Source organism: Elizabethkingia bruuniana, assembly GCF_002024805.1.
GTDB lineage: Bacteria > Bacteroidota > Bacteroidia > Flavobacteriales > Weeksellaceae > Elizabethkingia > Elizabethkingia bruuniana.
In genome coordinates, this window is record NZ_CP014337.1 from 3,080,637 (window position 1) to 3,095,612 (window position 14,976).

Below are 14,976 nucleotides of genomic sequence, written 5' to 3' on the forward strand. Positions count from 1 at the left end.
TCAATTTCTTGAATAAATTACAGTTCTATCAAAACCATTTTGAAAATACATTCTACCGGTAAAATTGTCTCGATACATTTTTCCAAATGGGCGAGAGCTTTTATCTATGGGGAGTGAATATTTAGGTTTGAACTCTATAGTATCCAGTAAAGATATTTTATTGTATTTACTGATTTTTTCTTCTTTTTTGAGCTTATTTTTTTCTTCTTTTGGCATTGATGGAACAACCTGAGCATACCAAAAGTTCATTAAAAATATCAAAAAATAATGGAGTTTATTCATTTTCAAAAATATAAAACCAATTAATATTATTATGGATTAAAACTTCAAGTTATTAATCCATAATAATCATTTTAACTATAGATCTACTCCGACTTTTACGCCAATTGCAGATCCACTTGTTTCAAGTGTTTCTCCGTAATCAAAGATCCCTACGTGCTCCTTAATCCATTTCCAAGCTCTACCAAAGAAACTGCCACCTGTAATTTCTCTCATTTCTTTTGTAGATAATTCTTTAAGTTGTAATTTTTCTAGATTCATAAGACTGTGTTTTTTAATGTTAAAAATTAAATTACTGTGTTTTAAATTTAGAATATTTTATTGATACAACAATGCCATATTATTCTTTTTATTCAACTAACACTAAATTTTATAGATTCTAAGAGGCCTGAGCCCATTATTATTAACTTCAAAAGTTGTACTAAAAGAATATTTTCCTAATCTATTGACATGTTCAAAGGGAGCCGGAGAAATATGTTCAAAATCTTCATCACTGATATCATACCCCTCAAAATAAAGTTGGTTTATAACTTCCTGAATGTAAATCGTATTCCAAACAATAACAATATTTGTTAACAAATTTAAGCATCTGGCTGTCACTTGTTGTTCTTCTTCTTGTTTTTTTCTTATTATCCCATCTCCTCCAAACCAAAAATAGGCTCTAAGGCCATTGAGTTTTTCTCCCTTGTTAAGCTGAGTATTAATCTTCCTTCTCAAAGGTTTACTTAATAAATATTTGCAAATAAAAATTGTTTTAATATAATCGGCAAAATTGAATTTCACAAAAAATAAAATTGAATGTCCAAAAAAAATAAAGCCTTTCAAGAATATTGAAAGGCTTTTTAAATAGTGTTTAAACAGTAGTTAATTTATTACTGTTAATTCTGCAATAATTGCTTTGCATTCATTCAGAACACCTTCTCTTAATGTTTCATCTCCGGGCTTTGAACCAGTAGCTTCAAATTGGAATTTATCATTCTCTGGAAAATATGACCCAGTCATTGCAAAATTTCCGGTAAAATCCTGATCTCCGGTTTTTCCTCTTTGTACACTAAATGTGATTACAAATGGTGGTTTTTGCGGGTTTACTACATAATTATAGTTAAATGTTACGGTATTCCCTGAAATAATAGCTCTTGCAATTATTTGGCGATTATCAGAGATAATTGTTCTTTCTGTGTTTGTTGTTGTTTCCATTATATTAATTTTTGTTTGCTATTTATTAAGGGTGTATAAATTCTGATCCTGACATGGATATATTTTTTGTCTGTACTTGATCGCCTCCTGCCAACCGTATACATAGTATTGTAATGCTCCAATTTGACATTCCACCAACAGGTGCATCAGAACCTTGCGCATGAGCAGGCATTGCATACCAGCCATCCCATTTTTTAGGAGTAGAAGGTCCTGGCTTTTGTTTGCTATTGTCTGTGTCGTAGTAAAACTTTTCATACTGCTTATAATTCGCTGAATCATAAGAAACCCCAGCTGAATATCTCCAGTAAGTAGTATTTTGATTTAAATCAACATTACACCATCCTTCGGTATCATTTTGATGGGTAGTAATATTCAATTGGCCTCTTAGGAAATTTTCTAAATCAGCATCAGTGTTGGTACTACCTGCGGGAATAGTAAGCAATGTATAGCTGTCCCAACTATCAGGAATATAATTTGAGAAAATAATCCCCTGTGAACCCATTTCCATAGTTTTGTTGCCAGAATTGTCATAGACATTGAAAACAAGCTTTCCATTAACGATGCCCATTTCAAAACCTAGTACCCCATTCGGGTGATGCATCTGAATTAAGCCTTTATCGATAAATGCTAAAGGAGCTTTATTTTTATTCGCATAATTAGTACCTAAAAAGAATCTAACCGAATCACTACCTCGATCAGTAACACCAGTCATTCCGGCATTCCCTCCATTTACATCACCTACGAGCATTGTCCCGGAAGCCACTACATTGCCGTCTACAGTAGTATTCATAAAAGAAGTTAACTGACTTACTCTGTTTGCTGTATTCTGCGCATTGTTTGCCTGTGCCATTGCAAGTGCTGTCTGCTGCTCGTTTTGCTTGATTTTATTATCAACATCCTCCGGTGCAGGTGTCCAGTCTGTAGACTTGTTACCACTTTCCAACTGTAGCCATGATATTTCAATTCTGCCTGTTAAAAAGGTCATGTATAATTTTTCAAAATTGCCACTGTTAGTAAATTGATGTGTAACAATAGTTTCTGTTGTTATGTTAGAAGTATTTGGTATTTCCTCGTAACCTGTACCATTGTAAAACCTAATATTTCGACCATCGCCTTGTCCTTCAAGTCTTTTAATTTTAAAGGATAGAATGAGTAACCCTTGTTGAACATTGGAAGTATTCCACTTGCAATATTCAGTTGCATTGGTCAATTGAAATCCCCCAGCTTCCAATTGTAATGATGCCCCACCGCCCATTTCTACAGGTGTTTTTTTGGATTGCAATATTAAATTACGACCTCCTACCTGTACATTATTAACCAAAGTTTGGGCGTGATTTTTCGCTGTCTCCATTTTTGCGGTTGCATCCGCAATGGCACGAGCTTCCTCGGCATCTACTACGCCATCTGCATAGGCATTAGCGGCGATTTTTGCAAGATTATCCTGTGCATCAGAGTAAGCTTTTGCAGCGGCTAAATTATTTTGAGCTTGTTGGATTCTTGCGGCTTCCTCGATGTCTATTTGTCCATCAGCATAGGCTTCTAGTTGAATTTTTAGAAGATTATCCTGTGCAGTTGCGTATGTTTTAGCTGCATCTGCTTTATTAGTAGCATCTATAATGGATCTGTTCTCAGCTTCGGAGATTTTTTCATCAGAATAGGCTTTGATTATTGTTTCTTTGAGTGCATCTTGGGCATCACTGTAAGCCTTGGAGGCTGTGACACTGTCGGTTTTGGATTTCAAAATGCTTGATTCCACATCTTCTGGTGCAGGTGTCCAGTCGGTGGCTTTGTTGCCACTTTCCAACTGTAGCCATGATATTTCAATTCTGCCAGTTAAAAAAGTCATATACAGGCCTTGAATATTCCCGGAATTACGGAAGCTATACGTAACAATAGTTTCCGTTGTTATGTTAGAAGTATTTGGTATTTCCTCGTAACCTGTACCATTATAAAACCTAATATTTCGACCGTCTCCAGAGCCTTCAATTCTTTTAATTTTAAATGACATAGTGAGTAACCCTTGTTGAACATTGGAAGTATTCCACTTGCAATATTCAGTTGCATTTGTCAATTGAAATCCACCAGCTTCCAATTGCAATGAAGCTCCTCCGCCCATTTCTACAGGTATCATTTTGGATTGTAATATTAAATTTCTACCTCCGACCTGTATGGCATCAATTTTTTCCTGCACCTGGTTAAGTGCCGGGCTATCGGATGCAAAGGTTACTTTTCCCTTAATTTCAATGCCGTTTTCATTGAAAGCAATATAATCACCGCCTACGGGTGAAGTCCATCGACCGATGCTTATTTCTTGCGGGTTGATCTGAGCAAAGCCATACGTCATTTTACACACACGGAACCCGTTTTGGATAGATGAAATATAACCCGCTTCAAAATGGAAGAAATCCGGGTCTTGCTCTACTGTTATTTGATTAGGTGTTACAAGTATGTTTGCATTCGTTCCATTACGTTGGCATTTAATATAAACATACTGGTATACTGCACTAAGATTTAAAATTGTAGTTGCAGGAATGTACCATGTGCGGGGCGTATCTGCTATTGTTGCATGAACAATTCTCCCGGAAGTATATCGTAGTGAGGTATAGTTATTTTCTAAGTAGAAATTAACATCAGGCAGAGCGAACTGCTGCATGCGTCCTCCTAACGAAATAAGCTTTGTATTTATGGATGCAGGCTTTATATTGTTTACATCAAAGTAACCCTCGGAATCAAAAGTTTTTTCCGAAAGCTCTAATCCGAAATAATAAGCAGCACGAGCAGCAGCAGCATTGTACCGTTGCTCTTTAATTATTGTTTGTTGTTGTTTTTCCTGCTTATAAAATTGCCGAACAATAGATGAAGTATAGGTAACATCGGAAAAGTCCGGCTGTACATCATACGGGTTTTGTAGGTCTTCTGTTAATCCGGTTATACGAACATCAGAATCCAGACTAAATTCAACAGATTTTAAACGGATCATGGAACCCAAAGAAAGCTGATAATTCAACGCTTTAAATAATAACGGATCGCTTTCACCTGTATATGTGAAACGCTGAGTACTATTTAAATTTAAATAATCCTGTCCTTTGGCTTTTAGTAAGGCTTCTGCATTAGTTACATATTGAGCCGGCATTTGGATATCCGACAAAATATAAGTATCACCAACAGCCGGACGTATAACATTGGACGGAATATTCCACGCTTTTTCCTCTTTATTTGGTAATAGAGTAAATGTTTTAGTTTGGCTATTGTAACCGTACTCTTTAATTTCCAGTATATACCCAGCTAATTGCCCGGTTTGGAAAGTTACTTTAGCAGAAAGCCCTTTGATAAGTACTGTTGTATTACCGTGTCCATCGGTTGCGTTTAAATCAAAATCAATAGTGTTATCCGTAAATACAAAAGGATTGTTTGCATCCACAGAGGTCACCGTTCCGATTCTATGCGGGTAGATATCGTCAAAAGTTTCGGTATGTTCAATCACTCCATATTTATCAATATTCTTTTCTAAATATGGAACATCAATTCTAAGGCTCTTTTGACCGTTACGATATTTTATCGGTAAGTTTTTATCTGATCCTTTCACACGTAACCGGGTTACAATGGAAGCATCCGCCAAAGGTGCTTGTGTAAGTGTTTTTAATCCTTTATTACGCCCGTATTCAAGTGTAATATTTGCCTGTGGTTTTCTTTCGGTAAAATGTATGCTTTGGTCTGCATCAATCCAGTATTCCAATTTAAATTCATCGGCAATTTTTGCAAGTGCAGAGAGACAATTTATATCGTCAAAGCTAACAAGCTTTGTTTCGGTATTATCAATGATGCCTTTTGTCCATCCTGACTGATCTCTGTTTGCATTTGTAATTACCAGATCAATCATTTTTTCAGCCGTTCCCATAATATCAAATGTGGGAACAGTAAGATTATTTAATTCATCATAAAATAGCATTGAAACATCAGTTAAACGATATTTAACTGATTTAAAATTTAGAGTGTATTGCCATTCTTTTGTCGATTTCTGAACAATAGTCGGAGAATCTAAAAGATAATACCTGCGTCCTTTTACATCTACATAATCACCCATAGCAAATTCAATCTTTCGCACTAATGCAAAGGACATATTAACCAATTCCTCACCCATGATCCGGGAAGTTATTTTTCCGGTTGGACGAATATTGGCAATAACTGTATTTCCTCTTTTTATATCGTATCTCATGCGAATTTAACTTGTATTGTTAATTGAAATTTTACAAACACTGTTGGCACATCTTTGAGCCTTTTTAGTGACTTTACAAAGCCACTGGTTTTTTTATAGAATACCTTGTACGTTTGGGAATGGTCATATATGTAAAGGTCTTGCCATCCGGGCTTTGCGATTTCTGAAAATAACGCCTGATAATAAAACCAGAAATCACCATCATCCGGAGCCATCATAGCGCAACTGAGTGTTACTTCCTTATCTTTAAATTTTGGTGAAGACAAATCATATTCCTGCCCGTTTTCCTCCGCCCAATCATTGGAAAGGCTTTCCTTTCTTTCTGGATAATCTAAAAGCCCGGCAGTTCCTGTCTGAATAACTAAATTAAAATCTGATAACAGATTTTTACCGTTTAGGGTATCTTTAAATTTATTTGCATTCATGGTTATTACTTTATTATTCCCGCAGCTTGCAGGGCTTTATATTCTTTAGTCAATGATTCTCCCAAACTATCAATACCTTCATCGATATCGTGTAGTTTTTCGGTATTGTCTGCCGTTCTACGGGTATTCTTTTCAATATCCATTTGTACGGCTAATTGACGACTGGCTACTTCCATCATTGCTGCAAAGCCATTTTTCATTATTCCGTTACCTTCCAATATAGCCAGACGCATTCCTGCGGTATTACCTGATAATAAATCAATGCTTTCCTGTGATGCTGCTTTATATGCTCCCTGTAAGGAATTAGCACCGCCAATTTCGTTACCGATATTTATTCCGGATTGGTTGATTAAGTCCATGTAATCCTTTGCCTCTTTGGCAACTTTCATATACATTTCTTGGAACTGCTTCCTTTCATCATCCGTAAGCACACCGTCACCCAGATATTCTGCCAAAGCATCCTGAAGCTTCTGCATTTGTGGCTCGATCACTTTTGCCTCCATTCCGGCAATAATCCCTTTCCGCAAAATATCTTCAATATCATCGGCAAAATCTGCAAAGGATTTCTTTCCGGATAAAATACCCTCACGTATAGAATCCCCGATATTCTGGGCGGTTACTCCGGTAATAGTATCTTTATACTGCTTTTCAAGTTCCCGGTTCATTTGTTCGATAGAACCGTATTCTTCACGAAGCTTTAGTAATTGGTCATACGCTGCTTTAGCGTCTCCGGTTAGTGGCTTTTCAGCGTTAAGCTTTGCAAGACGATCGAAAAGTTCATCTGTTAAACCTATGGTTTCGGTTAGGTCGTTGTTTACTGGTGACTTAATGCCAAAGAACTTTTTCATAAACTCGGACATCCCTTTGAATGGGGCAATCTTATAGCCTTTCAAGCCTAACAGATCACCAACCTTTGCCATATCTTCTACGGCTCTTGTCTTTCTTCCTATTCCTAAGAAACCACCGTATTTTTCCGTGTGCATACCCACAACAGTGTCGGCATTTAAAAGGCGTTTTAAAACGGCTTCCTGATCACGGATTATAGATTCTTTATTCTTCGTATTGGCTGCCATTTCATCCTTGATATTCTGGATGCGGGCTTTATATACATCATTCAGTTTTAATTCGTCCAGTATACGCTTACGGAGCATTTCGTTATAATCCAGACCAGATTGAAAAATAGAATCATTATATTTTTTGATTTCCTCCCGTGCTTTACGTTCTGATTCACGAGCAGCTTTGCCAAGAGAGAATATTCCCGCAACAGCATTAAATGCTTGGCTAATCCCGCCTACAATATCACCAGAAGCAAATGAAGCAAAAGCACCTCCCACATTTTGAGCAATACCCATAATTTCTCCTAAAGTATTCAATGTATCAGCAAGCCCTTGGTTGGTATCATCTATTGAGCCTGCAATAGCTTTAAAACCAGAAGCCATTGCTCCCGCAATATTTGCAGCCATCTGAGCTCTTTTAGCCTGGATATCTTTTAATTTTCCATTGACAATTTCAAGTTTGTTACTCTCGTCCTGAACATCGGCAATACCTTTCGATTGCTTTGTTTGTATATCTTTTATTAATCTTTCTTTTTCCTTGAGTAAACTATTTTCCTCTACTCCAATACTGAAGGTTGCTTTTATGGCTATTGCTCTATTAATCTCAGACTCAATAAATTTTTGCTGTTCAGTACTTAAATTGTCTTTAGATATTCTTTGGTATTCCTCTAAAGATGCAATGCGAACTGCTAATTCTCGCTTTGTGATCCCCATTAGGTTTTGAGAGAATCTTTCGTAAATAGTTGATTTAGCATATTCTGCCGAGAGTACAGTATTTATTTCACTCTGCTTTTCACGTTCCAGTTCTGCCAATAAACGGGATGTTTCTTGTGTTGATAAACCTCGCCTTTCTATACTCGCTCGTATAGCAGAGTATTTTTTTACAATTGCGGTTTTTTGAACTTCAACATCTTGAAAAGAGTTAATAAACTCAGTTGTCATACTGGACAGCTGGTTTTCATAATCTACTAGTAAATTAGATACAATGCTATATTTTCCAGAATCTACACCTTTGTCATTATTCAATTCAGATAATTTCTTTCTTAACAGCTCTATTTTATCCACAAGTAGTGGCACTTTCTCTAGTTGGTGATCTAAAGTTGTAGAAAAATTATCCTTTTCGGTTTTATCTCCCCGTATTTCTGCAATTTTCTTAGTGTATAGTTCTAAGTCTGCTTTTTGTTTTGCGGAAAGTGTTCCGCCAGATTCTACAATACTATCAAGCTTCATTTTATTTTGAGTTAACCAATCATAGAATGAATCCGCCTCGGCTTTAATACCGGAAAACTGTTTTTTTGCAGCTTCTACACTGTATTCTTTTTCATATTTATAATAATTTTGCCAAGCTTCCTCTCTGTAGGCAATTTCATCTTCAGTCTTTTTAAAGCTTATTTTTTTCTCTAGTTCATCATACTGTTCTTTTAACTTACTTCTGGCATCATAAGCTTGTTGATAGGAAACAACTTCTTTTGTTGCATATTCTTTACCGTATTTATCAACGGCACGGAGACGTACTTCTCCATTCTTACCCATACGTTGCAAAGCACCATCTAATAACATGATTTCTTGCTGCAATTTTAGAAGGGAACCTTCGTCGAATACTTCAGCCAATTTCTTTGGCTTTTTCTCTTTTGGTGTTTTTTTCTCTTTACCCAACCAACGTTTCAAACCCATTTTTTCAATAAGTTCATCATAACGCTTTTGGGCATCTGCTTCTTTGGTAATGAAACCCATTGCTTTATCACGGGCTTCTTGTGACTCTTTATAAGCATCTTTTACTTCATCCTCTACACTTTTACCTAAGAAAGTAGAATTGAACCAATACTTTATACCATCCCCTCTGGTAGGGTTATTTAAGCTTTCGGATGCTTCGGATTGTTTTAATAAAGATTCTTTGAATGATTCGACTGCTAATTGAGCGGCGGCTGTAGCTTCAGCACGTGCCATTAATGCCTGTATAAAAGTGTCAGTACCGTCTTTAAATAGCTTTTCAGCGTCATTTACACCATTAACTTCAACACCTAATTTGTGAAACTCTTGTTGGTTTCCATTAATGAATTTTTGTTTTGCCTTTAGATCATTAGCTAAAGCATTCCATTGATTTTGCAATCTATAATATGATGTAATCATACTTGCAGCAGAATCTGCAACAGCTTCTGCCAATTTCTTTTGTTCTGCGGCAATCTTTTCCTGTTCCTCTTGCCATTCATTAAATTTTACAACAATAGCTGCAACCGCAATCGAAAGTCCCAGTGTAATTGTAGCCATAAGTGCCTGTGCTGCAATGTTAGCTGCTGTAGCAGAAAGCCCCAAAGAAACTAAAGAAGCAGAAAGGCGTGCATTAACAGCAACCCATAAATTTTTTACAAGAATTAAAGCCCTTGTTGATGCAGAATCTCTATTTATAAGTACTGTATGAAGTTCTTCTACCGAATTTGCACCTGTTAAACTAGTGCCGACATTTTTTATTGTTTCAACTAAATCCCCGGCACCCTTTGCTCCTAAAGCCTGAGCAGCCGTCATTTCCTGATAACGCTTATTGATTGCAGCTACTGAATCATCAACACTTTTTCCGGAAGTAATTAGTTTATTATACTCTTCCAGAAGTTGGGGTGAATTGAGAATGAATTCTATATTAATTTGTTCGTCAGCCATGATTATTGAATTTCAGTACCGAAGAAATTTTCCAGTTCTTCATCGGTGGATATTGTTTTTGGTGTTTCTTTACCCTTTCTCAGTTTTGGAGCATCAGCAAGCATTAAGAGTAATTGTGTAAATGGAGTATCCAGTATTTTGTTTTGGCTCCAACCTGTTTTTTCTGCAATCGTGTAAATGAACCCTAAGACGCTATGAAAGCTTTCACTTTTTAACTCGCCTTTTCCTTTGGACTCGGATTGACCATCGGTTTCGTTATCCTCGTCCTCCGAATCAATCTGATAGTGGCGATAAAATCCTCAACACCGCCATGGGTTATTAAAATATTGAATAGAAATAAAAAGTGTTGTTCAGTAAGCCTTCCTCGTAACCACCACGCCAAAGGTTTATGTAACCAGTTTAGGTATGGAGAATTCAGAAAACCTAAAGCAACTATTTCATGTACTTTCTTTCCATGATCCGCATAAGCTTTCACTGCTTCCGGAAGGCTCAAATCCTTATCGTTGATCGCTCCCATTGAAAGGTACTTTAATGCTATTTTTAATAGTGTTCGCCCCGTAGGGTGAAATAGTACCAGTTTGAAATTTTTCTTTCTAAATATCCTAAGAAAAAGAGGTGCCGTGACTGGCACTGGAACACCTCTTTTTAATAATAGATCGGGAGCGAGTTTTTCAATATCAATTGATTTCTCGTCCATTATGGTAGTTTTTTAAGCTGAGGCTGTGATAAAACTTTAACTGTACAATCAATTAATGCAATACCATTTCTCACCAGTTTGAAATTTTTCTTTGCGATAATCTTTACCTTTGGGTATGTGATCTGGTGATTACTGTCCGTTATGAAGCGTAATGCCGTTACAAATCCTAAGTTTTTACCAAATGTAAATGCTGAATCTACTACAGTTCCGGTTGGGAAAAGTTTTTGTAAGGTTGCAGTATCGAATTGGAAAGTTGAAAATTTCCCGTTTGTTGCTCCGGGTTCTACCAAAGATTCAATAGGATCATCATCCTGATCGCTGAATTCATCCTGAATGTTTAGATCATCATCGACAAACTCAACAGAGTTTCGATAAGTTTTACAAAGTTCTGTAAACTTTGCATCTGCCGGAATAGAGCCATCAACTTCTACAGGTGCGCTCTCCAATGCTTTAGTTCCAAATAATGTTGACATTTTAATTTATGTTTAAATGGTTATTAAATAGTTTTTAATTACTCCTGAGGTGGGTTACCTCCTTTCACCTGTTCAGCTTCCTTATCAGCTATTGCAGCTTTCAGTTTGTCAACTCCAATCATGTGATGAGGGGGCTTACCGAATAATTCCGTGTATTTTTCAACTAAAGCTGGGCGTTCACCCCCGGATTCATCCTCAGCTTTTTTAGAACCAGCTTCCTGTTCATCGTCAATAAAGCTATCTTCAAAACCTCTGATGAATTTTTTCACATCTTTGTTTTTTAGATATCTTGCTTGATCCTTTGCTTTCTCTTCGTCTGTGAAACCTTGACCATCAGAGGTAACAAAGATTTCATCTAAGTTTTTATGCACTGCAAAAATTGTAACTGCCGCAGCTGCGAATACGTTTTTAAATGTTTTTGACATGATATAGTTTTTAAAATTCTACTAAGTTGTAATTGGCACCTATGCCGAAATAAGGCAGTAGTTTCATAGCATTACCGTCTTTTGCGATACCATATCCGGCATTTAATCCGAAGCCGAACCGCTTTTGGGGCTTTTCTTTGATTCTAAAAGATTTTACACCATTTATGGTTACTCTGGGATCATCGGAATACATATCGATATAATTATGTTCTGCACCCAGAAACCAGTTTTTCTTTTTATACCGGACATCATTCATCATTATATTGTATGACATCTTTACAGAATCTGTGTCCGGATAATAAGCCAGATCAAGATACCTGTCTTTATGTGTTTTAATGGTTTGCCCTGAGGGGGTTTGTTTAGTTAATAAAGCCAATTGTGCTTCAAGCCTACCGTTTATTTTAGTGACCTGATCTATTTTGTCTAAACTAACTTTTAATGCCTTCTGAATACTGTCTGCATAAGTTTTATCTAATGCTGCTATTTTTTCAGAATTAGTATTGTTGATTATTTTTTCATTAAATACAGTATGTGTAACGCTGTCTCTAGTGTATTTTTCAACAATTTTATTATTGCCACCCTGAGTTAACAGGGATGTCATTTCTTTTTCCTTTTCGGCTCTTTTTAATTCCTGTTTGATGTTTAATCCTATACTTGCAAGTAGTAAGATCACAACAAGAATAAAAGCAGGAATGTTGGATTGTGGTTTCATTGTAATGCTTTTTTTACTAATGGTTCTGTTTTTTCTTTTATTTTCTTGTCTTTTTCTTCAAATGAATCTGATTTCTTTTTGTAGAAAATCATAGCTTCATAGGTGTCAATCCTTTTATTACGCTCTTTTATTATTGTAAAATAAAGACTGTCTGTTTTCTCTGAGCAGTCATCTGTTTGCTGCTCTTTGCGGTTGTAAAGAACTCCAATAACACCTCCAAATATTAATAGAAGTCCTATGAGTAGCCCAATAACCACCGCCTTAGGGTCTTTCCTGATATCTTCTTGAGAATAGGGCTGCGGTAGTTCTGGGTTCATAGTTATACTTTAAAGTTTATTGATTTAAGCCAGTTTCTAACATCGAAGGAAGGGCATTCTTTAATCCATTCCCAAGGCTGGATAATACCATCATGGTTTAAATCAGGGCTTAAATCCCTATGACCTAAAATTTCAGCATTAGGAAACTTCTTTTTAAGTTCGGTTAATAGTTTTACTTGTGTAGCTTTCTGTGCTGTGGTTCTGTTATCGATACCTTTTCCTTTTGCATCAATCCCACCGATGTACGAAATATGAATACTATTTGCATTATGTCCTGCAACACCGTTTGCAATGTTTTCAATAGAACAGGTATTCACATAGGAGCCATCCGGACGGATTATATAGTGATATCCCGGATTGTGCCATTTCTTTACATTCTTGAAGAATGCCAAAATTTGCTCAACCGTTTGTGTTTGTGGGCTTGCCGTGCAGTGTAGCACTATGTATTTAATGATTCTCACGGTTTTTAGTTTTTTTTAAAGCACCCGGAAGCTTTGACCCTTCCGGGAGTTGGTATAATAGATAGGAAGAAGAGTTATGCGGATGCAGCTTGTTTTAAGACTACAAGACCTTCAAAGTTTTTACGTCTTGCACGCCCTCCAACTCTTACAAGGAATGAATACACATCACCGTACATGGTTGGTGAACCGATATCTTCAAATGCTTTGGTTGTACCAATAGCTTTTTCAAGCATATTTTTATTCCATGCAAAGATTCCTTCGCAATCTGTAGGAGCAACAACGGAACCGTAAGCTTTAAATGATTTATCCTCAGCCAGTGTATAAACACTTGATCTTACGAAAATGTTAAAGCCTTGGCACTTATACATAATTCCTGAACGTCTTTCTGCTTCAGTAACGGCAGCCATATAAGTTGCTGTAATTGCAGATTCAGCAGGAAACATTTGTGTCGCAGCATCAGGAGTTAACAGTACGTTCATCACCCCTTCATTCCAAGCCTTTTGCTTGATCAAAAAGTTTCTAAGTTTTTGAAGGTCTCCAATTGCGTATGCTTTTCTTTTTCCTGTCGATCCTGCTAACCCGGAATCAACAGCTGCTCCGGAAGTTTCCAGAATACTGGCAGTTGGCAGTGTTGCATTATCTCCGGTCGGTGATACGATAAAGTTTGTCAGCATACCCTCGGCAACTTCTTCAGATAAGTTTTGCACATCCTGATCTAATACACTTCTACGCTTATCATAGGATAATTCCACTGTTTCAGCATTTGGTATATATACAGGGTCTGTTGTATACTCATCGATTAAATAAAGAACTTGTCCGTCCGTCCTTCTTTTTGGAGTAGCAGGAACCTGAGTTCTGTTTTTTACTACAGCAGAAGGATCACCAGCTTGTGGAAGGTGAACAATTGTTCCGTTGATAATATTATCAGAAGAAACATCTGCAACCTGTGTTAGAAAGCTGTTATCTTGTGTTAGTTTTTCTTGGATTGTGGAATCCCAAACTTCGATTTCTAATGGCATTGTTATGAGTTTTTATGGTTATTAATTTTTATTTTTTGTTAGGTTTTCTACCATATTGCTGTTCAAACCTTTGCTCGTAATACTCCGGATGCTTTGATTTTAATGTCGCAAGGTGATTTCCTTTATCAAGCTGCTCCCAGCTTAATTTTTCGTACTTCTCTGTCGTAGATTTTCCATCGGTGCTTTCGATAGCTTCTTTTACAGTACCTCTCTTTGGTAGGGTGTTTAGTAAGTCTATGCGTTTTTCCAGTGGCAATTCTTCAATAGTAGGAACAGCAGCAGCATCGATTCTACCGTCTTTTAATGCCGCAGTCTTTAAACCTTCGTAATCAGCCTGAAGCTTGGCATTCTGTTTTGCTTCCAGTGCATCATATTTTGTTTTTAACTCTGTAAACTGAGTTTTTGACGCTGTTAATTGTGATTCTGTCGCTTTAATAGCGGTTAGGATTGCTTCCTCCGTTGATCCTTCAGGGAGTTGCAAATGCGCAAGTAAGATTTTCATTGTTTTATTGTTTTCAAATGGATTAACGGTTTGTAATGAAAGGCAAAGGGATTTGATATCAGCCTCAGAAAGCCTTTCTTCGTTCATGTTAAATAATGCGATTGCATTACCGTTAGATGGTACTGCTACAATTGAGACTTCAAACAGTACACATTTTTTAAGAATAAGTTTTCCGCCTTCATTAACCAGATCAGCAGGATCGAACATAATTCCCAGTGAACAACCTTTAAGAGTTCCTGATAATACTTTTCTGACAACTTCTTCACCTGCCGGGTCTTTTGTATCAAATGCAGGGCGCATTAAAAGTTTACCGTCCTTAACTTCGATATCAATCCATTTACCCAGTACATCCTTTGTATCATTAGAATGATTATTGAGACAAACCGGATTTGTATCGAATCGGCTTTTTAAATCGATTCCTGCGGTATCAACATAGAATCCGTACGAGTTTCGGACTTGTTGATCGTTGGTTATAAATAGCGGAGCTTTATTCATGGTTATTAGCTTTTTTATTTGCTTTTGTTGATGCAAATTTTGCCTGAA

15 protein-coding genes are annotated in these 14,976 nt (G+C 36.7%); all 15 read right to left on the reverse strand.

Annotated elements, in window-relative coordinates; genetic code table 11:
• The gene (locus AYC65_RS14255; protein WP_131828188.1) at positions 1 to 282 is read right to left on the reverse strand and encodes a hypothetical protein; all 282 of its coding nucleotides are present in this window, start codon (positions 280 to 282) and stop codon (positions 1 to 3) included.
• A 75-nt stretch (positions 283 to 357) separates the two neighbouring features.
• Positions 358 to 540, reverse strand: coding sequence for a bacteriocin (locus AYC65_RS14260; RefSeq protein WP_034868201.1), 183 nt, complete (start codon positions 538 to 540; stop codon positions 358 to 360).
• A gap of 102 nt (positions 541 to 642) precedes the next feature.
• A complete protein-coding gene (locus AYC65_RS14265; RefSeq protein WP_162275842.1) occupies positions 643 to 1,104 on the reverse strand; it encodes a Tn3 family transposase in 462 nt (153 codons plus the stop codon).
• Positions 1,105 to 1,143: 39 nt separating this feature from the next.
• Complete coding sequence (locus AYC65_RS14270; protein ID WP_034868171.1) at positions 1,144 to 1,476, reverse strand: hypothetical protein; 333 nt, start codon at positions 1,474 to 1,476, stop codon at positions 1,144 to 1,146.
• 25 nt (positions 1,477 to 1,501) lie between these two features.
• Positions 1,502 to 5,692, reverse strand: coding sequence for a hypothetical protein (locus AYC65_RS14275; RefSeq protein ID WP_059333857.1), 4,191 nt, complete (start codon positions 5,690 to 5,692; stop codon positions 1,502 to 1,504).
• Positions 5,689 to 6,117: a hypothetical protein gene (locus AYC65_RS14280; RefSeq protein WP_034869649.1), complete on the reverse strand. Its 429-nt coding sequence runs from the start codon at positions 6,115 to 6,117 to the stop codon at positions 5,689 to 5,691. The genes AYC65_RS14275 and AYC65_RS14280 overlap by 4 nt, the downstream gene beginning before the upstream one ends.
• 5 nt (positions 6,118 to 6,122) lie before the next feature.
• Positions 6,123 to 9,827 carry a coiled-coil domain-containing protein gene (locus tag AYC65_RS14285; RefSeq protein ID WP_079114099.1) on the reverse strand — a complete coding sequence of 1,235 codons (3,705 nt, stop codon included), beginning with the start codon at positions 9,825 to 9,827 and terminating at the stop codon, positions 6,123 to 6,125.
• Positions 9,828 to 10,038: 211 nt separating this feature from the next.
• Positions 10,039 to 10,524, reverse strand: coding sequence for a hypothetical protein (locus AYC65_RS14290; protein WP_052114775.1), 486 nt, complete (start codon positions 10,522 to 10,524; stop codon positions 10,039 to 10,041).
• A complete protein-coding gene (locus AYC65_RS14295) occupies positions 10,524 to 10,997 on the reverse strand; it encodes a hypothetical protein (RefSeq protein ID WP_034871237.1) in 474 nt (157 codons plus the stop codon). The genes AYC65_RS14290 and AYC65_RS14295 overlap by 1 nt, the downstream gene beginning before the upstream one ends.
• A gap of 38 nt (positions 10,998 to 11,035) precedes the next feature.
• On the reverse strand, positions 11,036 to 11,422 hold the full coding sequence (locus AYC65_RS14300) for a hypothetical protein (protein WP_034871238.1): 387 nt from the start codon (positions 11,420 to 11,422) through the stop codon (positions 11,036 to 11,038).
• A 10-nt stretch (positions 11,423 to 11,432) separates the two neighbouring features.
• Positions 11,433 to 12,134 (reverse strand): DUF6808 domain-containing protein, encoded by a 702-nt coding sequence (locus tag AYC65_RS14305; protein WP_034871239.1) that lies wholly within the window; start codon positions 12,132 to 12,134, stop codon positions 11,433 to 11,435.
• Entirely contained in the window at positions 12,131 to 12,451 is a 321-nt protein-coding gene (locus tag AYC65_RS14310; RefSeq protein WP_034871240.1) for a hypothetical protein, read from the reverse strand. The genes AYC65_RS14305 and AYC65_RS14310 overlap by 4 nt, the downstream gene beginning before the upstream one ends.
• Before the next feature lie 2 nt (positions 12,452 to 12,453).
• Positions 12,454 to 12,912 (reverse strand): N-acetylmuramoyl-L-alanine amidase, encoded by a 459-nt coding sequence (locus AYC65_RS14315; protein WP_034871241.1) that lies wholly within the window; start codon positions 12,910 to 12,912, stop codon positions 12,454 to 12,456.
• 74 nt (positions 12,913 to 12,986) lie between these two features.
• The gene (locus tag AYC65_RS14320) at positions 12,987 to 13,931 is read right to left on the reverse strand and encodes a hypothetical protein (RefSeq protein ID WP_034869334.1); all 945 of its coding nucleotides are present in this window, start codon (positions 13,929 to 13,931) and stop codon (positions 12,987 to 12,989) included.
• A gap of 28 nt (positions 13,932 to 13,959) precedes the next feature.
• Positions 13,960 to 14,928: an HK97 family phage prohead protease gene (locus AYC65_RS14325; RefSeq protein WP_034869333.1), complete on the reverse strand. Its 969-nt coding sequence runs from the start codon at positions 14,926 to 14,928 to the stop codon at positions 13,960 to 13,962.
• Positions 14,929 to 14,976: the final 48 nt, after the last annotated feature.

What these genes read in the sequence shown, in the direction of transcription:
- AYC65_RS14285 (WP_079114099.1), bottom strand. Translation starts at nt 9,827, where the DNA reads ATGGCTGACGAACAAATTAATATAGAATTCATTCTCAATTCACCCCAA.
- AYC65_RS14325 (WP_034869333.1), bottom strand. Translation starts at nt 14,928, where the DNA reads ATGAATAAAGCTCCGCTATTTATAACCAACGATCAACAAGTCCGAAAC.
- AYC65_RS14310 (WP_034871240.1), bottom strand. Translation starts at nt 12,451, where the DNA reads ATGAACCCAGAACTACCGCAGCCCTATTCTCAAGAAGATATCAGGAAA.
- AYC65_RS14320 (WP_034869334.1), bottom strand. Translation starts at nt 13,931, where the DNA reads ATGCCATTAGAAATCGAAGTTTGGGATTCCACAATCCAAGAAAAACTA.
- AYC65_RS14305 (WP_034871239.1), bottom strand. Translation starts at nt 12,134, where the DNA reads ATGAAACCACAATCCAACATTCCTGCTTTTATTCTTGTTGTGATCTTA.
- AYC65_RS14290 (WP_052114775.1), bottom strand. Translation starts at nt 10,524, where the DNA reads ATGGACGAGAAATCAATTGATATTGAAAAACTCGCTCCCGATCTATTA.
- AYC65_RS14300 (WP_034871238.1), bottom strand. Translation starts at nt 11,422, where the DNA reads ATGTCAAAAACATTTAAAAACGTATTCGCAGCTGCGGCAGTTACAATT.
- AYC65_RS14295 (WP_034871237.1), bottom strand. Translation starts at nt 10,997, where the DNA reads ATGTCAACATTATTTGGAACTAAAGCATTGGAGAGCGCACCTGTAGAA.
- AYC65_RS14255 (WP_131828188.1), bottom strand. Translation starts at nt 282, where the DNA reads ATGAATAAACTCCATTATTTTTTGATATTTTTAATGAACTTTTGGTAT.
- AYC65_RS14260 (WP_034868201.1), bottom strand. Translation starts at nt 540, where the DNA reads ATGAATCTAGAAAAATTACAACTTAAAGAATTATCTACAAAAGAAATG.
- AYC65_RS14275 (WP_059333857.1), bottom strand. Translation starts at nt 5,692, where the DNA reads ATGAGATACGATATAAAAAGAGGAAATACAGTTATTGCCAATATTCGT.
- AYC65_RS14270 (WP_034868171.1), bottom strand. Translation starts at nt 1,476, where the DNA reads ATGGAAACAACAACAAACACAGAAAGAACAATTATCTCTGATAATCGC.
- AYC65_RS14280 (WP_034869649.1), bottom strand. Translation starts at nt 6,117, where the DNA reads ATGAATGCAAATAAATTTAAAGATACCCTAAACGGTAAAAATCTGTTA.